Source organism: Desulfovibrio sp. DV, from assembly GCF_001936595.1.
Classification (GTDB): Bacteria; Desulfobacterota; Desulfovibrionia; order Desulfovibrionales; family Desulfovibrionaceae; genus Solidesulfovibrio.
This window is the reverse complement of sequence record NZ_MLBG01000032.1, coordinates 1-21,591: the sequence shown is the minus strand read 5'-3', so window position 1 is coordinate 21,591 and position 21,591 is coordinate 1. Positions and strand designations below refer to the sequence as shown.

The 21,591-nt window shown below is 66.1% G+C and carries 17 protein-coding genes and 1 pseudogene; 3 read left to right on the top strand and 15 right to left on the bottom strand.

The genetic code is table 11. The features are described 5' to 3' along the window. Positions 1–5: 5 nt before the first annotated feature. Genes DVDV_RS09500 through ybgF form a run of 4 tightly spaced genes read right to left on the bottom strand, consistent with a single transcriptional unit; the run spans position 6 to position 3,787 of the window. Entirely contained in the window at positions 6–845 is an 840-nt protein-coding gene (locus tag DVDV_RS09500; RefSeq protein ID WP_075354440.1) for an HDOD domain-containing protein, read from the bottom strand. Position 846: 1 nt separating this feature from the next. Next, entirely contained in the window at positions 847–1,251 is a 405-nt protein-coding gene (locus DVDV_RS09495; RefSeq protein WP_075354439.1) for a hypothetical protein, read from the bottom strand. An 8-nt stretch (positions 1,252–1,259) separates the two neighbouring features. Continuing rightward, positions 1,260–2,588: a DNA-processing protein DprA gene (gene dprA, locus DVDV_RS09490; RefSeq protein WP_075354438.1), complete on the bottom strand. Its 1,329-nt coding sequence runs from the start codon at positions 2,586–2,588 to the stop codon at positions 1,260–1,262. Next, a complete protein-coding gene (gene ybgF / locus DVDV_RS09485) occupies positions 2,585–3,787 on the bottom strand; it encodes a tol-pal system protein YbgF (protein ID WP_075354437.1) in 1,203 nt (400 codons plus the stop codon). Before ybgF ends, dprA begins: the two co-directional genes overlap by 4 nt. A 227-nt stretch (positions 3,788–4,014) precedes the next feature. On the opposite strand from ybgF, the gene DVDV_RS09480 reads away from it, so the two are divergent. After that, positions 4,015–4,965, top strand: coding sequence for a hypothetical protein (locus DVDV_RS09480; RefSeq protein WP_075354436.1), 951 nt, complete (start codon positions 4,015–4,017; stop codon positions 4,963–4,965). 183 nt (positions 4,966–5,148) lie between these two features. Here the strand turns inward: DVDV_RS09480 and DVDV_RS09475 are convergent, their stop codons facing one another. The 4 genes from DVDV_RS09475 to DVDV_RS09460 form a co-directional block, all read right to left on the bottom strand. After that, positions 5,149–6,276 carry an HDOD domain-containing protein gene (locus DVDV_RS09475; RefSeq protein WP_139311576.1) on the bottom strand — a complete coding sequence of 376 codons (1,128 nt, stop codon included), beginning with the start codon at positions 6,274–6,276 and terminating at the stop codon, positions 5,149–5,151. Positions 6,277–6,427: 151 nt separating this feature from the next. Beyond that, positions 6,428–9,544, bottom strand: coding sequence for an efflux RND transporter permease subunit (locus DVDV_RS09470; protein WP_075354434.1), 3,117 nt, complete (start codon positions 9,542–9,544; stop codon positions 6,428–6,430). After that, positions 9,541–10,749 carry an efflux RND transporter periplasmic adaptor subunit gene (locus DVDV_RS09465; RefSeq protein WP_075354433.1) on the bottom strand — a complete coding sequence of 403 codons (1,209 nt, stop codon included), beginning with the start codon at positions 10,747–10,749 and terminating at the stop codon, positions 9,541–9,543. The genes DVDV_RS09470 and DVDV_RS09465 overlap by 4 nt, the downstream gene beginning before the upstream one ends. Continuing rightward, complete coding sequence (locus DVDV_RS09460; RefSeq protein ID WP_075354432.1) at positions 10,746–11,426, bottom strand: CerR family C-terminal domain-containing protein; 681 nt, start codon at positions 11,424–11,426, stop codon at positions 10,746–10,748. The genes DVDV_RS09465 and DVDV_RS09460 overlap by 4 nt, the downstream gene beginning before the upstream one ends. A gap of 180 nt (positions 11,427–11,606) precedes the next feature. Here DVDV_RS09460 and DVDV_RS09455 point away from each other — a divergent pair, with 180 nt between their 5' ends. Further along, complete coding sequence (locus DVDV_RS09455) at positions 11,607–13,214, top strand: aldehyde dehydrogenase family protein (RefSeq protein ID WP_075354431.1); 1,608 nt, start codon at positions 11,607–11,609, stop codon at positions 13,212–13,214. A gap of 77 nt (positions 13,215–13,291) precedes the next feature. Continuing rightward, positions 13,292–13,597, top strand: a complete 306-nt coding sequence (locus DVDV_RS09450) for a putative quinol monooxygenase (protein WP_075354430.1) — start codon at positions 13,292–13,294, stop codon at positions 13,595–13,597. A 77-nt stretch (positions 13,598–13,674) separates the two neighbouring features. Here the strand turns inward: DVDV_RS09450 and DVDV_RS09445 are convergent, their stop codons facing one another. The 7 genes and pseudogenes from DVDV_RS09445 to DVDV_RS09415 form a co-directional block, all read right to left on the bottom strand. Continuing rightward, positions 13,675–14,829, bottom strand: a complete 1,155-nt coding sequence (locus DVDV_RS09445) for a PAS domain-containing sensor histidine kinase (protein WP_254845329.1) — start codon at positions 14,827–14,829, stop codon at positions 13,675–13,677. Between the two features lie 69 nt (positions 14,830–14,898). Then, positions 14,899–15,210 (bottom strand): hypothetical protein, encoded by a 312-nt coding sequence (locus DVDV_RS09440; protein ID WP_075354429.1) that lies wholly within the window; start codon positions 15,208–15,210, stop codon positions 14,899–14,901. Next, on the bottom strand, positions 15,194–16,873 hold the full coding sequence (gene ilvB / locus DVDV_RS09435; RefSeq protein ID WP_075354428.1) for a biosynthetic-type acetolactate synthase large subunit: 1,680 nt from the start codon (positions 16,871–16,873) through the stop codon (positions 15,194–15,196). The genes DVDV_RS09440 and ilvB overlap by 17 nt, the downstream gene beginning before the upstream one ends. 434 nt (positions 16,874–17,307) lie before the next feature. Beyond that, positions 17,308–20,286 (bottom strand): chemotaxis protein CheA, encoded by a 2,979-nt coding sequence (locus DVDV_RS09430; RefSeq protein ID WP_075354427.1) that lies wholly within the window; start codon positions 20,284–20,286, stop codon positions 17,308–17,310. Positions 20,287–20,324: 38 nt separating this feature from the next. Then, positions 20,325–20,693, bottom strand: coding sequence for a response regulator (locus DVDV_RS09425; protein ID WP_043635943.1), 369 nt, complete (start codon positions 20,691–20,693; stop codon positions 20,325–20,327). 12 nt (positions 20,694–20,705) lie between these two features. Then, positions 20,706–21,404 (bottom strand): chemotaxis protein CheW, encoded by a 699-nt coding sequence (locus tag DVDV_RS09420; protein ID WP_075354426.1) that lies wholly within the window; start codon positions 21,402–21,404, stop codon positions 20,706–20,708. Then, positions 21,401–21,591 (bottom strand): annotated as a pseudogene (locus DVDV_RS09415) (ParA family protein); the annotation flags it as partial. The gene DVDV_RS09420 and the pseudogene DVDV_RS09415, both read right to left, overlap by 4 nt.

The window sequence follows — 21,591 nt, the reverse complement described above, 5'->3', positions numbered from 1 at the left end:
ACGGGTCAGGTAAAGCGCAGTTCGGCCAGTTCCACGAATTGGTCGCTTAACTCGTCGAGGAGTTTTTCGAAATCGGCCGGACGGATCTTGAGGATCTTAAGCGCCTCGGGCTGGAGATAATTCACACCCACGTCGCCGGAATACCCGTACTCGAACACCCGGGCCATGAAGTCGCCGATGTGCACCACGCAGGCCATCTCGGGGTAGAGCTGGGCCAGATGGGGCTTGTGGTGGTACGACAGGCCTTCCTTGATGTTGGGCGGCAGCTTCCAGTGGTCGGCCAGCCAGGCGTTGATGCGGTCGTGGCCAAAGCCCAGGACCGCCCGCTCGGCTTCGAGGTAGGAGACGTCGCGTTCGGCCACCACCCGCTCGATCTCGGGCTTGAGGTCGGGTAGCTGCACCGTGGCCACCACCTTGCCCAGGTCGTGGAGCAGGCCGGCCACGGAATATTCCTCGGCGTCCTTGAGGTTGAGCATCCGGGCCAGGGAACCGCAGGTCATGGCGCAGCCCAGGCTGTGTTCCCAAAGGCCCACCATGTTCTCGGTCATGACCTCGAACACCGAGGTGGAGACGATAATCGAGCGTAGGACGTTAAAGCCCAAAAGGACCAGGGCGTGGCCGATGGAGCTTATGCGCCCGGGAAAGCCGTAGACCGGCGAGTTGACCATTTTAAGGACCTTGGCCGAAAGCACCTGGTCCATGCTGATGAGTTTGGCCACCTGCTCGGTGGTGGAGTCCGGGCGGTCGACGAGTTTGGACACCTCCTCAAGCACCTTGGGCAGGGTGGGCAGATCGCGAACGGCCAGGATGCGGCCTTTGCGTTCGGTACGCAGATCCTCGGCCATCTCAGGCGTCCTTGGGCTTGGGGGCGTTGTCGGCTTCGGGGGCGGCTTCGGGCTGGCTGGCGGCCCGGGCGGCCTCGGCCATGGCGGCGCTGGCCGCAGCCTTCATGCGGAAATAATGGTCCACCAGACGCTTGATCTGGCCCATCCACTTGTCGTCGGGATATCTTCGAAAAAGGAAGTCCAGGCGTTCCAGGCGCTTGTCATAGGAAGTGCCGCCCGGCTGCCCGTCGAGTTTGACCGGCTCGCCTTCCACCACCACATGGCTGATGCCCATGGAATCGAACCGATCCAGAATGCCCTGGGACAGCTCGGAGCCGGCGCCGGCCACGGCAATGCCATCGGGCCGGGTCACGGGCTTGGCCAGAATCATGCCCGGCTTGGCCAGGGTCAGGGGGATTTTTTGCATCGTCCGGGTTATCCTTGCGCTTCCCCGGTGTAGTACATGCCCGGCCATTTCCGCACAAGACCCTTGAGTTCCAGCAGGACCAGGGCACTGCTCAGATCCTTGGCCGCAACCGACAGGGCCGTGCCCAGGGCGTCGATATGCTGCCGGGAGCCGTCGGCCAGCAGGGTCAGGACGCGGGCTTCCACCGGTCCAAGCCCCTCGGGCACCCCCCAGGACCGGCCGGGGGACGGCCTTTGGTGCCGAAACCGCGGCCGAAACGGCTTTGGCCGGCCTTTTGGCGACGGCCTCGGGGGCCGCCTTGGACCTTTTTGGGGGGAGGCCGGGGCGGCCGTTGCCGCCACCGCGGCCGGAACCGGCGTCCGGGCCGGGCGTCCCGGCGGCACAGGCCGGGGGGCGTCCACAAAGGGGGCAAGCTCCCGGGCCAGACCGGACACGATATCCCCGGCCGTCTGCACCAGCCGCGCCCCCTGGGAGAGCAGGGCGTGGCAGCCGGAAAAGGTCGGCAAGTTGACCGGCCCGGGCAGGGCAAAGACCTCGCGCCCCTGTTCCAGGGCCAGCCGGGCGGTGATGAGGCTGCCGGAACGGTCGGCCGCCTCCACCACCATGACGCCAAGGGACAGGCCGGCGATGATGCGGTTTCTGACCGGAAAATTGGCGGCCCGGGGCGGCGTGCCCGGGGCGAATTCGCTGATGATGGCCCCGCCGGCGGCCAGCTCCCGCCACACGTCGAGGTTGGCGTCGGGGTAGACCAGATCAAGGCCGGTGCCGAGAACCGCCACCGACCGCCCCGGTCCGGCCAGACCGCCGAGATGGGCCTGCCGGTCGATGCCGTAGGCCAGCCCCGAGACCACGGTGATGCCGGCCGCAGACAGGCCGACGGCGAAATCATAGGCCGCGCCGAAGCCGTAGCGCGAACACTGGCGCGCCCCGACCATGGCCACGCACGGTCCGGCGAGCAGACGCGCCTCGCCGATGACGTACAGTACGGCCGGCGGATCGGGCAGCTCGCGCAGCCGCGAAGGATACGCGGCATGAAAGTACGGCAGCGGGGTCAGGCCCTTGGCGGCGGCGGCCGAAAGTTCGGCCTCGGCAGCCGGGGTGGTCAGGCCCCGGGCCAGGGAGCCGGCGGCGGCATCGTCGCAAAGCCCTTGCGGCCCAAAGGAGCGGGCGTCGGCCAGGGCGGCCACGGCGCTCGGATAGCGGTCGAAAATGCGTTTGATGGTGCGCGGCCCGACGCCGGCCTGATGGCGCAGGCGCAGGCTGGCCAGGCATTCGGCCACGAAGGCCGCGTCAGCGGTCCAGGCGTCCGGTGGGGAAGGCGCAGCCGGGTCGGTCATTTGGGCAGGGCCTGGAGCTTCTGGCGGGCCACTCCGGCGAGTTCGGCATTGGGATAATCCTTGAGATAGCGCTCGAGGCTGGCCCGGGCCGCCGGCACATCCCCAGCCTTTTCCTGGGCCATGGCCATCTTATAGAGCGAATCCGCCGCCTTGTGATGGCCGGGCCAGCCCTTGGCCACCTTGTCGAAATCGGCAATGGCGGTCTGGTAGTCGCCCCGGGCAAAGGCCCCCTCGCCAACCCAGTACAAGGCGTTTGGCGCAAGCGGGCTGGCCGGGTTGGCGGCCAGAAACTGGTCGAAGGCGGACTTGGCCTCGGCAGCCCGGCCGTTGATGGCCAGTTGCAGGGCCTTGTTGTACTCGGCCTTCTCGGCCGGGGTGGCCGACTGGGCATACCCGGGCGCCGGGCTAGACCCCTTGGCGGCCGGCTCCTGCGGCTTGGGCTCCGGCGGCGTCTCGGCCGCAGCCGGCTGCGGCGCAACAGCGGCAACCGGGGCCGGCGCTGCACTCGGCGCCTGGGGAGCATTGGGGACCTGGCCGGCCGTCGGTTTCGGTCCCGGGCCTGCTTCGCCGCGATCTGCGGCAATGGCCGCTTCAGGGGTGGCCGGGGGCGAGGTCTCGGGCGGACCGACCCGGCCCTGGGGGTGGCGTCCGCGGGCTTCGGCAGCCGGGGGAGGCGGGTTGCGGGTGATGGCCGGGGGAGCCGGCCGGGACGACAGGCCGCCCGGCAGACCAGCCGGCATGGCCGCTGCCGGGGCTTGGCCGCCGACCGCGCCGGGAACGCCAGCTGCCGACTGGGTCGGCCCGCCCGGCATCCCCGAGGTCGGCTCGGCCGGGACAGCCGACGGCTTGTCGGCAGCGGCCGGCTCCGGCGCGACAGCCGCGCCGGGGCGGGCAAACCCGACGCCCAAAGCGCTGCCTCGGCCCCCGGCCGCCGGCAGTTTCAGTCCCTGGCCTTCGAGAACGGTGCGGACTTCACCCAGTTGTTTCTGGATATCGGAAAGCTTGGCGTCGTTTTGCTGCTGCTGGCCGGATAGGGCCTTGAGGTCGTCCTGGGCTTTTTGCAGATTGGCTTCGACAGCCTTGAGGCGGAAATCCTCGCTGCCTTTGCCCAAAGCAAGCGTATTGGCCGGTCCGCAAGCCCCAAGCAGACCGGTCAGGCACAGGGCCAGCGCCCCCAAAACCAGTGTCGTACGCTTCATGGACGCATCAATCCTAACGCTTTACATCCTTTCACGTTCCACCAGCAACTACGTCACAGGAACGCTTTTCGCAAGCCGATTCTTGGCCAAAGCCGACACAGCCCTCCGGCTTTGTTGCATCCCACGCAAAATTAGGGCAAAAGCCGTCTGCAAAGCCGGTTCCGCATCAGGCCGGACCGGCCGAACCACCCGCACCGAACCTACAGGCCGAAAGGAGAACGCTCCCCATGCCCGAGGCTGTCCGCGTTGCCGTCTTCTGGGCGGCCATGGTCCTTTTCGCCGTACACCTGGGTCTGGCTCTGGCCGGCGCAGGCATTCCGCTTATCACGTCGCTTGTGGGCCTTAGCAAGGTCAAGCGGCTGAAGATTTTCACCGACAAGTTCGGCCAACAGGCCGCAACCTTTGCCCTGCTTGGCGGCGTATGGGTGTTTCTCGTCCTTGTGGCCGCGTTTGCGGCCTTGCGCTTCCTGGCCCCGGCCAAGGCCCCCTACTACCTCGGCCTTCCCTTTCCCCTGGCCGCCGTGGCCGGGACGGTGCTGGCCGGCGCCTTCGCCTTTCTGGCCTATCGCGGCTCCTGGCAGCGCCTCAAGGCCCAAAAGCCCCTGCACGGGGCCATCGGCCTCACCACCACCCTGCTTCTGTGGGCCGCCCTGTATGTCGGGCTGGCCGCGGCCCGGCCCCTGGTGCTGGCCCTGCCCCCGGCAACCGACCCGTCCTTCCTGCTGCCGCCGGGCAATTCGCTGGTCTGGCGGCTGTTCGCCCTGGGCCTGCCCCTGTCCCTTGGACTGGCCGGGACGTTTACCGGCGCGTGGCTGGTCTGGCGGCGCGACAGGGACGATTTCGGCCGCGACTACTATAATTTCACCATGCGCCTGTCGGCCCGGGTCGGCTTCGTCGGCCATGTCCTGTCCCTGGTCGCCATGGGCTGGCTGGGCCTTGCCCTCTTGCCCCTGGCCGGCGAACTGACCACCCGGCTGGCCGTCTCTCTGGGCCTGTACGGCACAGGCGTGCTGATCACCCTGGTCTGTCTGGGCTTTATCATGCCCCAGGAAAACGCCCTGCGCCACAAGGTGCTGCTCGTCGCCGCCTTTTTCGGATCGCTCCTGGCCCTTGCCGGCCTGTGCGCCGGCCTGACCGGGCTTGTCGTCCCGGGGCTGGCCGGCAGCATCCTGCCGTAACCGTCAAGGGCGGCCAGCCCGTCCCCACGGCTGTTGCCCTCGAACCGCCCGGCTAAAAAAACCCAATGCCGGGGCCCCGCCGTGCCCTGGCCCTTCATGAGTCCCGACAGCGCCACGCCATGACAAAGCGCGCCACCGGCAAACCGGCAGCGCGCTTTTTTTGCGCCTGTGGCCGGCCAGGCCTCAGCTGCGCGACACCGTAACCAGGGCGGTCGCCCGGGACAGTTCGCCAACCAGGGCCGGATCGGCCAGGACCTCGGCCAGGGTCGGCTCGTTGACCAGAAACCGGTAGGAATGGTGCAAGGGCAGCAGGCAGCCCGGATCGCAGCCATCCAGGGACAGAGCCAGGGCGTCGGCCATGCCAACGGCCACAGCCAGCCGGATGTCGGCCATCCCGGCCTCCAGATCCTCCATTTCCACCCAGGACGGGGCATGGTGCAGGCGCACGGCCTGGGACAGGATTCCCGGCAGGTCAAAGCCGCCGCATACGGCAAAACCGGCCAGACCGTGATGCACGCCGTAGGCCGCATTTTCGGCCGGCGGATGCCAGGGCGTGGCGGCAATCCGGCCGGCCGGCAGGGTCAGCTTGCCGACGTCGTGGAGCAGGCCGGCGGTGTAGGCCACGCCGGCATCGAGTCCGGGAAAGGCCGGGGCGATGCGCCGAGCCAGCACGGCCGTTTTGGCCATATGCACCCACATGGCCCCCCGGGCCGGACGGGTCGGGCCGCCCGGGACCTCGGCCCGGTCCAGCAGTTCGGCAAAGACCAGGGCGCGCACGTTGCCAAGGCCGACCACGGCCAGGGCCTGCTCCACGGTCGCAATCCCGGCGCGCAGGCCATAGAGCGGACTGTTGGCGATTTTAAGGACATTGCCGGCCAGAACGGGGTTGGCGGCCACGAGGTCGGCCACGGCAGCCAGAATGGTATGGGGGCTGCTCAAGCGGGTCAGGAGTGAACCGCTGGTGGCGTCGCCGCTCACCTGCCTGACGGCTGCGGCAACAGGCGGGGGCAGGGTCCGGCCGCGAGGGGCAAACAGGTGGCACTCCTGCCCGGCAACCGTGACCGGGTCGTCGTAGAGCCGGGCCAACCCCGCGCCCAGGCGCTCAAGCAAGGCCTCAGCCTCACCGGGACGCACGGCCGGCGGCTGGCCGGACACCACCGGCCGGCCCCAATTCCCGGCCCGAAGCGGAGCCGGCCCCGTCTCGGCGTCGAACCCCGGAGCAGCCGCCCCGGATCGCCGCCGCCAGGCCACAACAAAAACAAGACCGGCCCCCAAGGCCAGGCCGCCCAGAACCCAAAATTCCCATTGCATGGATGCCACAGCGGCCAAGCCGCCCGTGTTGCGCGTCAAACGACCGAAATGGCCACGTCTCCATCAGCCCGACCGTTGGCTTAGAAACGCACCATTCGTCGGTCAACCCGCAGGGCGTCCGGGCCTGCCGGAGCCTGCTGCACAGCCAGGGTTACGCAGTCGCGCCCGGCGCGACCGCCGGCCTGGACTTTTTGCCGCCCAGGCGCTTTTTGAACCACTCCTGCACGGCGTCGAGGTAGATGTAATACACCGGCGTGAAATAGAGTGTCAAAAGCTGGGACACGACCAGCCCGCCCACCACGCAAAGCCCGAGCGGCCGCCGGGCCGCAGCCCCGGCCCCAAAGCCCAGGGCAATGGGCAGCGTGCCCATGAGCGCGGCCATGGTGGTCATCATGATGGGGCGAAAACGCACCAGCGCCCCTTCATAGATGGCCTCCCGGGCCGTGATGTGCTGGCCGCGCTGGGCCTCCAGGGCGAAGTCGATCATCATGATGGCGTTTTTCTTGACGATGCCAATGAGCATGATGATGCCGACAAAGCCGTAGATATTAAGGTCCATGCCAAAGAGCATGAGCGTGGCCAAAGCCCCGACCCCGGCCGAAGGCAGGCCGGAGAGGATGGTCAGGGGATGGACGAAGCTTTCATAGAGGATGCCAAGGACGATGTAGATGACAAGCACGGCCATGCCCAAAAGGACGGACAGGCCGGTCAGCGAACTCTGGAAGGCCTGGGCTTCGCCCTGGAAGCTGGTGAAGACCGAGGCCGGCAGCTCCTGGCGGGCCACTTTTTCGATGGCATCGACCACCGACCCGAGCGACGCCCCCGGGCGCAGGTTAAAGGAGATGGTCACCGATGGCGACTGGCCGGAATGGTTGATGGACAGCGGTCCCACGGCAACGGCCCGGGTGATCAGGGTATCAAGGGGCACGAGCTGGCCGTCGCTTGAGCGCACATAGAGCATGGACAGGGCTTCGGGGTTGGCCTGATAGGTCGGGGCCAGTTCCATGATGACCTGGTAGGTGTCGTTGGTGGCGTAGATGGTCGAGATCTGCCGGTTGCCATAGGACGAGGCCAGGGCGTTTTCGATCTGGTAGGCGCTGATGCCCAGGGCCGAAGCCTTGTCGCGGTCGATGTCGATGCGAAGTTCGGGGTTTTTGATCTGTAGGTCGCTCGATACGTCCTGGATGCCGTCCAGGCCGCGCAGTTTGGCCTCGAAAGCCGAGGCGGCGCTGAAAAGCTCATCGGTGTTGGTGGCCTGCAGGGTGAACTGGTACTGGCCCTTGGAGGCCCGGCCGCCAATGCGGATGGGCGGGGGATTTTGCAGATAGGAGCGCAGCCCCGGCACCTCGGCAAACTCGCGGCGAAGCCGCTGCATGACCTGATCGGCGGAAGCCGTGCGTTCGTGCAGGGGTTTAAGCGACAGCATGAGCCGGCCGTTATTCGAAGTATTGTTCGGACCGCCCGGCCCGACCACGGACATGAACTCGGCCACGTCCGGGTCCTTTTGCAAAATGGCGTTTAAGCGTTGCTGGCGCTCACACATGACGTCAAAGGCCACGCCCTCCTCGGCCTCGGTGGTCACCGCCAGCTGGCCGGTGTCCTCGCTTGGCAAAAAGCCCTTGGGAATGGCTCCAAAAAGCCACACCGTCAGGCCAAAGAGGAGCAGCGAAAAACACATGGTGGCCACATGGTGGCGCAGCACAAAGCGAAGAGACACGTCATAGGCGTCGCGCAGGCCGTTAAAGGCCCCTTCGATGGCGTTGTACACCCGGCCGTGGCGCCCGCCCGTGTGCGGGGTGAGCACCAGATTGCACAGCATGGGGGTCAGCGAAATGGAAACGAACCCGGAGATGAGAATCGAGACCATGATGGTGACGGCGAATTCGTGGAACAGCCGCCCCACCACGCCGCCCATGAAAAAGACCGGCAAAAAGACGGCGGCCAGCGATATGGTCATGGAGACGATGGTGAAGCTGATTTCCCGGGAACCTTCCATGGCCGCAGCCAGGGGGGATTTGCCCATTTCCATGTGGCGCACGATATTCTCGAGCATGACGATGGCGTCGTCCACCACAAAGCCCACGGACAGGGTCAGGGCCATGAGCGAAATGTTGTCCAGGCTGAAACCAAGCTGGTACATGACGGCAAAGGTGCCGACAACGGACATGGGCAGGGCCAGACTGGGGATGATGGTGGCCGGGATGTTGCGCAAAAACAGGAAGATGACCATGACCACAAGGCAGACCGTGAGCACCAGGGTGAACTTCACGTCGGCCACGGATTCGCGGATCGAGATGGAGCGGTCGTACAGGACGCGCAGCGACACCGAGGCCGGCAACTGGGCCTGGAAGTGCGGCAGCAGCGCCTTGACGGCGTCCACCACCTCGACCGTGTTGGTGCCGGGCTGGCGCTGCACGGCCAATACCATGCCCGGGGTGCCGGAGAACCAGTTGAACCGCCGGGTTTCCTCGACGGAATCGGTGACGTTGGCGATTTCCCCCAGCCGCACCGGGGAGCCGTTTCTCCAGGCCACGATGAGCGGACGGTAGGCCTCGGCGTCAAGGAGCTTGCCGCTGGAGCGCACGGTGTATTCCCGGGCCGGGCCGGAAACCGTGCCAACGGGCAGGTTGACGTTGCCGCGCTTGACTGCCTCGGCCGCCTCGTCAACGCCGATGCCCTTGGCCGCCATGGCCTCGGGATCGAGCTGGATGCGAACGGCGTATTTCTTCGAGCCGTACACCGACACCTGGGCCACGCCCGGCACCATGGAGATGCGCTGGGCCATCATGTTCTCGGCAAATTCGTTGACGTCGGACAGGCGCATGACCGCCGAGGAAATAGCCAGATAGAGAATCGGCGAATCGGCCGGGTTGACCTTTCGAAACGACGGCGGCGAGGGCAGATCGTCGGGCAGGTCCTTGCTGGCCGTGGTCATGGCCGACTGCACGTCGAGAGCGGCGGCGTCGATGTTGCGGTCCAGGGCAAACTGCATGGTGACCCGGGTCGAACCAAGGGTGTTGACCGAGGTCATGGAATCAAGGCCCGCAATGGTGGAAAACTGTTTTTCCAGCGGGTTGGCCACGGCGGCGGCCATGGTCTCGGGGCTGGCCCCGGGCAGGGAGACACGCACCTCGATGGTGGGAAAATCAACGTTGGGCAGATCGGACACCGGCAGCCGGTTGTAGGCCATGACGCCGAAAAGCAGGATGGCGGCCATGACCAGGGTGGTCATGACCGGCCGGGTGATGAATATCGCGGCCGGATTCACTGCTTGGCCCCTTCGCCGGCCGGCTTGGCGGCGGCTGGCTTGGCATCGGCCGGCTTGGCGTCGACTGGTTTGGCGTCGGCCGGCTTGGCGTCGATCCCGGCCGCGCCCTTGATTTCGGCCTTGGCCCCCGGAGCCAGACGCACCTGGCCGTCGGTGACCACCATTTCGCCGGCGGCCAGCCCCTTTTCAACGACGGTCTCGGCGTCAACGATGGGTCCGGGGGTGACCGGCCGGGCCTCGGCCTTGCCGTCGGCCCCGATGACATAGACATACGGCCCGGTGACACCGTCGAGCAGGGCCTGGGTGGGAATGAGCACGGCCTTGTCGAGTTCCGCAATGGTCAGGCCAACGCGCACGAACTGGCCGGGCCACAGGCGGTGGTCGGTGTTTTGCGACAGGGCTTTTAAGCGGATGGTGCCGGTTTTGGTGTCCACGGCGTTGTCCACCGAGGCGATGGTTGCCCGGATCGGATCGGACTCGATGTCGCCCGGAGCCGAGGCGGTGATCTCCATGGGGCCTTTTTTCTGCCGGGCCATGACCGCCGGCAGATAACGCTCTGGGATGGAAAAGGAAATGAAAATGGGGCTTATCTGATTGATGACGCAGGCCACGGCCTCGTTGGCCTTGACCACGTTGCCGGTGGTGAGCATCACGGTGCCGACCCGGCCGGCAATGGGCGCGCGCACATCGGCGTATTCGAGATCGAGCTTGGCCCGATCCAGGGTGGCCTGATTGAGTTTGATGGTGCCTTCCAGGGTCTTGGCGGCGGCATAGGTCTGGTCGTACTGCTCCTGGGCCACCACGTCCTTGGCCTTGAGGGTGACGTAGCGTTTGAGGTCCTCCTCGGCTTTGGTCAGAAGCGCCTTGTCGCGTTCGAGCTTGGCCTGGGATTCGCGGATGGCCAGATCAAAGGACCGGGGGTCGATGCGAAAAAGCACGTCGCCCTTGGCTACTCTGGCCCCGTCCTGAACGAGCTGGGCCACGATGGCCCCGCCGACCTGCGGTTTGATGGCCACCGTGGCCATGGGTTCCACATTGCCAACGGCCTTGAGCACCACCGGCACGCTGGCCTCCCGGGCCGGGACAGCCATGACCGGGGCGGGCCGGCTGTCGCGCCCGGCTTTTTGTTCGCCATTGCCGCTGCAGGCCCACAAGCAAAAAAGAAGCGCTGCCAAGGCAGCGCGAAGGAGAAGGGTACGACTCAAAACAAATCTCCTGTATGGGATTCCAGTTGTGGCGGAGTAAAATCGCAGGCTTGATAGCTGGCCAGGGCAGCCAGGGAAAACCGGGTGATGTGCCGGGCGACGGCGTCGATGCCGCCCTGCCCCGGGTCATTGCCGGGGTGGAGCCGGGTCAGCACCGGTCGGTCGATGGAGAAATGGCGGCATTGGCCGACCACGCTCTGGACGCAGCGGGCAATGGCCAGGGGCTCGGCCCCGGGACCGAGCAACTCGGCCACGATGGCCCGCAACACGGCATTGGCCGGGGCGAGGCTGCGTTCGACCACCGCAGCCAACTGAGGCGTGGGGTCGGCCATCTCCCGGGCCATGAGCCGGAAAAACCAGGTATGGCGGCCCTTGTCGGCCAGCCGCAGGAGCAAGGCGCGCACATAGGCAAAAAGGCGCACCTCGGGCGTGGCGTCGCCGGCCAGCCCCATATCCGGGGGATAGCGGCGCAACGCCTCGTTGTGGGCATGTTCCAGAACGGCCTGATAAAGCCGGTCCTTGCTGCCGAAATGGTAATGGATGGCGGCGACGTTGGCCTTGGCGACCTTCGTTATCTCGCGAACGGTGGCGGCGTGAAATCCCTTGCCGGAAAAAATCTCGCCGGCAGCGTCCAGAAGCCGCATCCGGGTTTCGTCCTCACGACCGCTGCTGGTCATCTGGCCGCCTTGCGTCAAGCATGTGTTCGCATTGAAATTACGGGGGAACGCCCAAGGGGTCAATACTTTCGCACCGGGACGGGACCGGGTTACAGACTTGACATGCCTGCCGGGACGGTCACTATGTCACTCTCGACACAACGCATCCGGACGCAAACTGCGCCGGAGCAGGGAGGTTTCATGTCGCAACCCCGCCTACCCCAGGGTTTTTCCCCGGACGCCGGGGACGTACCCGCCGCGTGCGCCCTGTCCCCGCTGGAGGAGGGCCGCTATCTCATCGGCGGGGAGCTGCTCTCCTGGCCCGGTCCCATGCAGACCGTGACCTCCCCGATCTACGTCGGCAACGAACAGGCCGTCCTTGGCTCCTGCCCGGATCTGACCGGGGCCGAGTCCCTGGCCGCCGTGGACGCCGTCAGCGCCGCCTGGGACGACGGCCGGGGCGAATGGCCGACCATGAGCGTGGCTCGGCGCATCGGCCATGTCGAGGCCTTTGCCCGGCGCATGGTTGCCGTGCGCGATACGGTCGTGCGCCTCATGGCCTGGGAAATCTGCAAACCGCTCCCGGACTGCCGGGCCGAGTTCGACCGCACCGTGGACTATATGCTGGCCACGGTGGAGGCCCTTAAAGACCTCGACCGGGCCTCCTCGCGCTTTGTCATCGAATCGGGCATCTATGCCCAGATCCGCCGCGCCCCGCTTGGCCCGGTCCTTTGCATGGGACCCTACAACTATCCGCTCAACGAGACCTTTACCACGCTTATTCCGGCCCTCATTATGGGCAATCCGGTCATCGTCAAGACGCCGCGCATCGGCAAACTGCTCTATGCCCCGCTGCTCGAGGCCTTTGCCGACTCGTTTCCCCCGGGCGTCATAAACATCCTTTTCGGCGGCCGCCAAGTGGCCATCCCGGCCCTGGCCTCGGGCAAGATCAGCGTCCTGGCCTTTATCGGCTCAAGCCAGGCGGCCGACGCCCTGCGCCGCCACCACCCCGCCCCCCACCGGTTGCGCTGCGTCCTTGGCCTGGACGCCAAAAACGTGGGCATCGTCCTGCCGTGCGCCGACATGGAACTGACGGCCACCGAGGCCGTGGCCGGGGCGCTCACCTTTAGCGGCCAGCGCTGCACTGCGCTGAAACTTTTTTATGTCCACGAATCGCGCCTGGAGGAATTCCTGGCCCGCACCGGCGAACGCATCGCCGCCCTGCCCATGGGCCTGCCCTGGCAGGAAAACGTCCGGATAACGCCGCTGCCCGTGCCGGGCAAACCCGAGGCCCTGTCGGCCATGGTGGCCGAGGCCGTGGCCCAGGGAGCCCGGGTGGCCAATCCGCTTGGCGGCACGACCGAGCGGACCCTGGTCTACCCGGCCCTGGTTGCCGGGGTGGCCCCGGGGATGCGGCTCCACGACGAGGAGCAGTTCGGCCCGGTGGTGCCGGTAGCCTCCTTTGCGGAGACAGCCACGGCGGCCAGGGCGGTTACGGCCTCGCCCTACGGCCAGCAGATGAGCATCTTCGGGACCGATCCCGAAGCCGTGGCCGCGCTGATCGACCCCATGGTCAACCAGGTCTGCCGGGTCAACATCAACTGCCAGTGCCAGCGCGGTCCGGATACCTTTCCGTTCACCGGGCGAAAGGATTCGGCCGAGGGCACCCTCTCGGTGTCCGACGCCTTGCGGGCCTTTTCCATCCGCACCCTGGTTGCGGCCAAGGGCTCGTCCCAAAACAAGGAATTACTGACCAATATCGTCAAGTTCCGCCGATCCAATTTCCTGTCCACGGACTTCCTGTTCTAGGCCGCCAGCCGTTGACCCGCCGGGGAAAAGAGCCTAGCTCCCGGAATCATCGGAGCCAATCAGACAAGGAGGATTCCATGGCAGCAGACACCGTGCATGTTGTGGCCAAATTCGTGGCCAAACCCGGCCAGGAAGCCGCGCTTAAAACCGCGATCACCGGCCTTATCGCCCCGACGCAGAAAGATCCCGGCTACATTGCCTACGACCTCTACGAGTCCACCCAGCGTCCGGGCGAGTTCGTCCTGATCGAGGCCTGGGAGACCAAGGAACTGCTGGCCGCCCACCTCGATACGCCGCACTTAAACGGCTTCAAGGCCGCAGCCCCCGGGCTGCTGACGACACCCATGTCCGTCACGCTTTTTAACGAAATACCCGGCTTCTAGCCGGCAGAAAAAAAGCCCGGCCGCGCGTCCAGGGACGCAGCGGCCGGGCCAAAAAATTCCATCCCCGCCAGTCCGGTTCAGTCGTTTGCCGGCTCCCCGCCCGGCAGCAGCACGTAAAACGTGGTGCCGTCCGTTGCATCCGTGGTAAACCCGACCGTGCCGCCAAGATAGCTCTCGGCAAAAAGCTTGGTGCCATAGGTGCCAAGCCCCCGGCCCCGGCCCTTGGTGGAAAAGGCCCGGCGGAAAATCTGCGGCCGCGCCTCCTCGGCCACCATCCCGGCATTGTGCACCCAAAACCGCACCTGCCCGTCCGTCCGGCCGCAGCCCACGGTCACCGTACCGCCGGGAGGCGTGGCCTCCAGGGCGTTTTTCTGCATGTTGACCAGGATGCGGGTCACAAGCTTGCGGTCCGAGGCGAAAAACACGTCGCTGCTGTCCGGCGCGATGGCCAGAGTCTTGCCCCGGCACGACGACTCGCGGCGCATAAGCGAAGTAATGTCGGATAAGAGCGACAGCGTGCCCATCTTGTTGACGGCCACCTCGTAATCGCCGCGTTCGGCAAAACTCAGGTCGCGCTGGGACAAGATGAGGTCGGTGACGCGCTCCACAGCGAAGAGCAGCAGATCGAGTTCGGCGTTTCGCGTCCCTTCCTCTTCCTCGCGCATAAGCTCGCACACGCCCTGCATCCCGGAAACGAGGTTGAGGATGTCGTGGTAGAAAATGCGCTCCATGAGATCAAGGCGCTTTTCCGCCCGTATGTCGGACAAAAGAGCCACATGGAACGTCTCGTCGCCATGGCGCAAGGCCCAGATCCAGATGCGGAAATCCAGATTATCCAGGCGCTGGACACCCTGGCGGCTGATGGAACAGTCGCCGGATGCGCTGGCAGCCCCGGCAAGCGACGCGGCCAACGACTTGGCCGCCCCGCAGGAACGGCACAACTGCGTCGTGCCGCACACCCCGTCGTCAAGCCGCGCCCCCAGGCAGGCCAGGGCATCGCCCAGGCGCAACCCGATGACGTCGACAACGCCGCGCCCCGAATCGGACAGGGCGCAAAAGGCCTCATTGGCATAGATGATCTGACGGGACGTGTTGAAAACAGCTACGCCCATGGGCAACCGGTCGAGGATGCCGACCGCCGGGCTTTCCGCAAAAAGCCTGACCTGCCGGTCCATCGTTGGCCCTGGCGTCCGCTCGGCCGTTACAAACGGAAGAAGCCGCGCGTGCACCATACAACCTCCAGACGGCCGCAGCCGCCTCAAGGCTCATACCCCAGGCAACCAGGGCCGTCCAGAGCGGCGTCAGGCCGCGGCCGGCTCGGCCAGCCGCAGACCGCAGCCGGCAGCCGTCCCGGCCAGGCGCGCCCCGCACACCTCCGGCAGGCCGCGCAGTTCCGCAACCAGCCGGTCGAGGCGCCCGTCGTCGGCCACGGTCACCAGGAGCCGGCCCGGCCCGGACACTCCGGGTTCGCAGGTGAGCCCAAGCAGTTCGTGGGAGCGGCGGGCCAGACAGGCCGCCACATGGCGCAAGGCGGCCAGGGCATCGCGGGTGGCCAGTTCGAGCACGGCCCGGGAAGCATCCATCGGATTGTGGTCGCTACGAGGCGTGGGCATGGCGTTTCTCCAGAATCATTTCATGGTTGGCGGCGCCGGGCGGCACCATGGGATAGACGTGGGCATCGGGATCGACGGGCAGGCGCACCAGCGCCGGTCCGGGCGCGGCCAGGGCGGCGGCCAGGGCCGACCGGACATCCCGGCACGGTTCGAGGTCCAGGGCGGCGATGCCAAACGATGCGGCCAGGGCCACGAAATCCGGCCGGGCGGCAAAGGTCGAGGCGGTATACCGGCCGCCGACAAAAAGGGCCTGCTGCTGGCGCACCAGCCCAAGCACGCCGTTGTCCATGAGCAGAATGTTGACCGGCAGCCCGAGCTCGGCCAGGGTGGCCAGCTCCTGCACGTTCATCAAAAGCCCGCCGTCGCCGACAACACAGGCCACCGGCCGGCCGGGATCGGCCAGGGCCGCGCCGATGGCCGTCGGCAGGCCAAAGCCCATGGTGCCAAGCCCGCCCGAGGTCAGAAACTTCCCGGGTCGGTGGCAGGGCCAGGCCTGGGCGGCGCGCATCTGGTTTTGCCCGACATCGGTGGCCACCACGGCGTCGGGGCCAAGCATCCCGGCCACGGCGGCCAGCATTCCATAGGGGCTTTTCGGATCACCAAGGCCCGGCAGGACAAAGGGATGCTCCAGGGCCACACGCTCGCGTATGGCGGTCCAGCCCGGCCGCGGCCGGGCCGGGACCAGCGGCAAAAGCGCCGTCAGCACCCGGCCGGCATCCCCGGCCAGAGCCACATGGGCCTGGCGGTTTTTGTGGTGCTCGGCCGGATCGATGTCGATGTGGACCACCGACGCCCCCGGACAAAACCGCTTGGCGTCGCCCGTGGCCCGGTCGTCAAAACGCGCCCCGATGGCCACCAGCATGTCGCAGCGGGCCAGCAGATGGTTGGCCGCCGGCGCGCCGTGCATCCCGATCATGCCGGCGTACCGGGGATGGTCCGGCGGCAGGAGGCCAAGGCCCATCAGCGTTGTCACCACCGGTGCGTCCAACATCCCGGCCAATGCGGCAACCTGCGCCCCGGCCCGGGCCGCGCCGCCGCCGCAATACAAAAGCGGCCGCTCGGACCGGGCCAAAAGCGAGGCCGCAAAGGCCAGATCGGCCGGACCGGGCAGCGCGGGAACCGGCCCGGCATCCGCCGCCGGCCAGTCGTCAAAGGCCGCTTCCTCGGTCTGCACGTCCCGGGGCACGTCAATGACCACCGGCCCCGGACGGCCCGATGCGGCGATGGCAAAGGCCTCGGCCATAAGGCGCGGCAGATCGGCCGCCCGGCGCACCAGCATGTTGTGTTTGGCAATGGGAATGGTCAGGCCGTAGACGTCCACCTCCTGAAAGGCGTCGGTCCCAAGGAGTCCGCGCGGCACTTGCCCGGTGATGCAAACCAGCGGCACGGAATCGGCCTTGGCATCGGCAATGGCGGTGAGAAGATTCATGACCCCCGGGCCGGAGGTGGCCAGACACACCTGCGGCCGGCCCGTCACCCGGGCCAGGCCCTGGGCGATAAACCCGGCCCCCTGCTCATGGCGGGCCAGGACAATGCGCAGCGGCGTCTCGGCTATGGCGTCGAAAAGCGGCAGGTTGGCCCCGCCGGGAATGCCGGCCACGGTGGTGATGCCGTGGCGGAGAAGACTCTGGGCAATGATGCGCGCACCCGTTAACCGTATCATGCAAGGCTCCGTAAAGCCCCATGGCGCGCGGTGGACAGACCCCAAAAAAAGCCCCCACCGGCGCGCCGGCGGGGACTGGGTTGTCACAAAAAAGAAAAATCCCCCGCTAAGGCGCCGCGATAACGACGCCTACTACGACCGCGCACGTCGTCTGCAGAGAGCAGGATAGCTGGGCGCGGTTGGCAGTCGTCATGGCAAGGCTTCCTTGGTGGAGTGAATCGTTCGTTTGGATGTACTGCGGGCCGGGCCGGACGTCAAGGGGATGCACGCGGCAGGAGGCGATGGGAGGCGAAAGGCAGAATATCGGGCGCTGCCCCGAACCCCGCCGGGGGATCATCCCCCGGACCCCCGGAAGGGGTGAGGGATTTTGCTGTTTTGGCGGCCAGGAGGGACAGCGTCCCTCCTGGCCGGGCCGGGCCGCGCCCCGGGGCAGCCTATCCCTTGGACCGTCCGCCAGGGGTGGACATCATGTAGATTTCGTGCGGATCGAGGATGAGCACCACGGAGCCGTCGCCCATGATGGTGGCCCCGGAGATGCCGCGCATATCGAATTCGGACAAATAGCTGCCAAGGGGTTTGATCACGATTTCCTGGCGTTCCAGCAGCCGGTCCACGATGAGGCCGAGTCGGCGTTCGTTATCCTGGAGGATGACGATGGGGGCGATTTCCTGTTTGTCCTGGCTCTGGGGCAGTTCCAGAATTTCAGCCAGTTCGACGATGCCGAGGACTTCGCCGCGCAGGGTGACGGCCTTGCGCTTGTTGATCTCGGTCATGCGGCTGACTTCGATCTTGGTGGTTTCGGACACGGAATCGAGCGGCAAGGCGTAGGTCTGGCCGGCAACGACCACCATGAGCGCGTCGATAATGGCCAGGGTCAGCGGCAGGGACAGGGTGAATTTCGTGCCCTTGCCCACTTCGCTGCTGACGTTGACCGTGCCTTTGAGATTTTTGATGTTGGTGCGAACCACGTCCATGCCGACTCCCCGGCCGGAGATGTCGGTGATGGTCTCGGCCGAGGAAAAGCCGGGCATGAAGATGATGTCGATGGCGTCCCGGTCGTCCATGGCCTTGGCTTCTTCGGGGCTCATGAGATTTTTTTTGACGGCCACTTCGCGCATCTTGGCCGGATCGATGCCCTTGCCGTCGTCTTCGATCTCGATGGCCACCGAGTTGCCGCGGTGGTAGGCGCGAAGCCACACGCGCCCAACCGGCGGCTTGCCGGCGGCAATGCGTTCGGCCTCGGTTTCGATGCCGTGGTCCACGGAGTTCCGGATGAGGTGGACCAGGGGATCGCCGATGACCTCGACCACGGACTTGTCGAGTTCGGTTTCCTCGCCTTCGGTGATCAGCGACACTTCCTTGCCGGATTTGCGCGACAGGTCGCGCACCAGGCGCGGGAAACGGGAGAACACCGTGGACACCGGGACCATGCGCACCTTCATGATGGTGTCTTGCAGGTCGTCGGAAATGCGCGCCATGGCGTAGGTGGTCTCGGTGAGCTGCTGGCCGATATGCGCGCCGCTGTCCTTGCCCTCTTCCAGGGCGCGGGCCAGCATGGTGAAGCGGTTGCGGTTAATGAGCAACTCGCCGATGAGATTCATGAGGTGGTCCAGCTTTTCGTGGTCCACCCGGATGGTGGCCGAGACCTTGGGCTTGCCGGCCTCAGCCTGGGGCGCGGCCGCAGCCGGCTCAGGTTTGGGCGCCGGTTTGGCCGCCGGCTTGGGAACCGGTTTCGGTTCCGGCTTGGCCGCGGGCTTGGGTTCCGGCTTGGCGGCCGGGGCCGGTTCAGGCTTGGGCTCGGGCTTGGGCTCGGGCTTGGGGGCCGGTTCGGATTCGGCGGCCGGGGCCGGTTCAGGGGCCGGCTCAGGCTGCAGCTGGCGTTGCGGTTCCGGTTGGGGCGCCGGCTGCGGCTCGGGTTCGGACTGCGGCTTTGCCGATGTGGCCGGCGGCAGCTCGGCTGCGGCCTCGGCCGGGGCGGCAGCCGGGGCGGCCCGCAGTTTGACCAGGGCGGAAGCGAGCATGTCCCCGAGGATGGAGCACTCCTGACGCAGCATGTCGAGGAGCAGTTCAAAGGGCAGTCCCTGTTTGCGTCCGGTGTCCACGAGGCCGGCCGTGCGTTCGGCCTGGACCTTGAGGTCGGTCAGGCCCATGTAGCCTGAGGAATTCTGGATGGTGACCAGGGCCCGGTAGAGGCCGTCCACCATTTCCTTGGATTCGGAATTTTCATTGAGCCCGGCCAGGGCCTGGGTCATGTAGGTGATCTGCTGGTCGATGGTGGACTCGAAAACCGCCACGTCTTCCGGATCGTATCCCGGTGCGGTGGCCGGGCCCTTGCCGGCCTCGGCGGCCTTTTTTTGCGGCTGCGGTTCGGGGATCGGTTCGGGTTCGGGCTCGGGTTCCGGCTCAGGAGCGACGCCGTTTCCCGGCTCGGCCACGTAGCCATCCTCGCTGGCCTGCTTGAGCCGGGCCACCAGCGGGCGGATGTCCAGCGGCGTGGCAATGCTCGTGCCCGAGTCGATGGTGGTGACCAGGGCTTCGACCTGGTCGACCACGGCCAGGAGCAGATCGACCATGGCCGGGGTGGCGACCATCTCGCCCTTGCGCACCCGGTTGAGCAGGGTTTCGGCTTCGTGGGTCAGGCCGTTTAATTCCTTGTGCCCGATGATGCCGCTGTTGCCCTTGAGGTTGTGGAAATAGCGAAAGATGTCGTTGATGCTTTCGTTTGGCCCTTCGCCGGTGGCCTCGAGTTCGAGCAGGGCGGCATTTAAGCGCTCGATAATTTCCCGGGCTTCCTCCATGAAATCGGCCATATGGCCTTCACCGATGGAGGTCAGCGGATAGGGGTCGGGCAGAAACGGCGGCAGGTCTTCGATATTGATGATCGTTTTGGCCGGTGTGGCCGGGGCCGGCTTCGGGGCGACGGGCTCCGGTTTCGGCTCAGGTTGCGGCGCGGGTGCGTCTTCGGGCGGGAAGTCGCCGGCCGAAGGCATGGCCGGTGCTTCGGGGGAAGCGACCGGACCGCCTTCCAGGAGCACGGCGATGCGGGCGATGACCGGGGCCGTGTCGAGGTCGCCCTCCACCCCGGTCTGCTCCAGGTTCTCGATCATGGTGCGCAGGATGTCCGTGGCCGAGAGGATGACGTCCATGATCTCGGGGTTGACGGGAATGTTTCCCTTGCGCAGTTCGTCGAGAATATTTTCGGCTTTATGCGCCAGACCATTGATGGCGTTTAAGCCCAGAAAACCCGAGGCACCCTTGAGGGAGTGCATGGGCCGGAAAATATCATTCAAAAGGGCGAGGTTGCCGGGATTGCGCTCAAGCTCAAGGAGATTGGGCTCGATGGTCTCGAGGTGCTCCCGGGCTTCGACGATAAAGTCGGCAAACAGTTCCGGATCCATGAAATCCTGGCTCATCAAGGTACCTCGCGGCGTTTTGCAGGTGTGTCGCCGACTTATCCCAAAAGCATCTTGACGTTGCGCACCATGACTTCGGGCTGGGCGGGCTTGACCATGTACAGGTTTGCCCCAATGGAAAGCCCGACATGAATGTCGCGTTCCTCGCCTTCGGTCGACAGCACCACTATGGGGATATCGCGGTAACTGTCCTGCTCGCGGACAGTTTTGATAAAAGTGATGCCATCCATGCGCGGCATATTGATGTCGGTGATGATAAGATCCACCTGCTGATCGGTGTACAGCTTTTCCAGTCCGTCGAGGCCGTCCTCGGCGGCGGTCACCTTGAAGCCTTCCTTGCGCATGATAAACGCCACGAGATTACGCACCGTCTTGGAATCATCCACGATAAGGATATGCTTGGGCATCCCTTTACCTCCTCAACTCTTCAAAACCTTTTGGAACAGGCTGTCAACGGAGAGGATCGCAACCAGTTTTTCGCCCACCTTGAGCAGGCCCAAAACCAGGTCCGAGGCCACGCCAACCCGCGCCTCGACCCCCCACTCGATATTCTGACCGTCAGCCTGGTGCATGGCGGCGATGGCCTCGACCAAAAGCCCCACGAGCATCCCCCGGCAACGGCAGACGATAATGAATCTGTTTTCCCCGCAGGCCCCGGAAAAATCCATGATCCTGGCCAGATCGACCATGGGAGCCACCCGGCCGCGCAGATTGGTCATGCCGGCGATATAGGGCGGCGCGGCCGGCAGGCGGGTCAGCGGCATGGCCCGGATGACTTCCTGCACCTGGGCGATGGGCACGGCCAGTTCCTGGCCGGCCACGCGGAAACCCACCAGCTTGAGTTCCCGGGCATCGCGCAACCCGGCCTCCAGGGCCACATCGCCCTCGGCCTCGACCATCGCCCCGCCCGGCCCGTCCGGCGTCGGCGTCGGGGCCAGTTCACCGGTGACGGACTCCACGACCGCCGGCCGGGCCAGGCCCTGGCGTTCCAGGGCGGCCTCGAAATCGTCGCCCATATAGCGCGACAAAAAGGCCCGTTCCGTCTCGGAAAATGTCTTGCCGCCCTGTTCGGGCAACAGCACGGACTCCTCGAAATACTGCTCCAGGCTCGGACTCACAGAACCGCCACCTCCTCGGCCAATCGGGCATATTCGCAGGCTCCCCGGCATTCCGGGGACACCTCCTGGACCACTTTGCCAAGAGCGCTGGCCTCCCGGAACTTGGTGTCCAAACCGATGACCGTTTCAAACATACGGTCGCCGAATTTGTTGCGCAGCAAGGCCAGAACCCGGGTGCAGGCCTTGG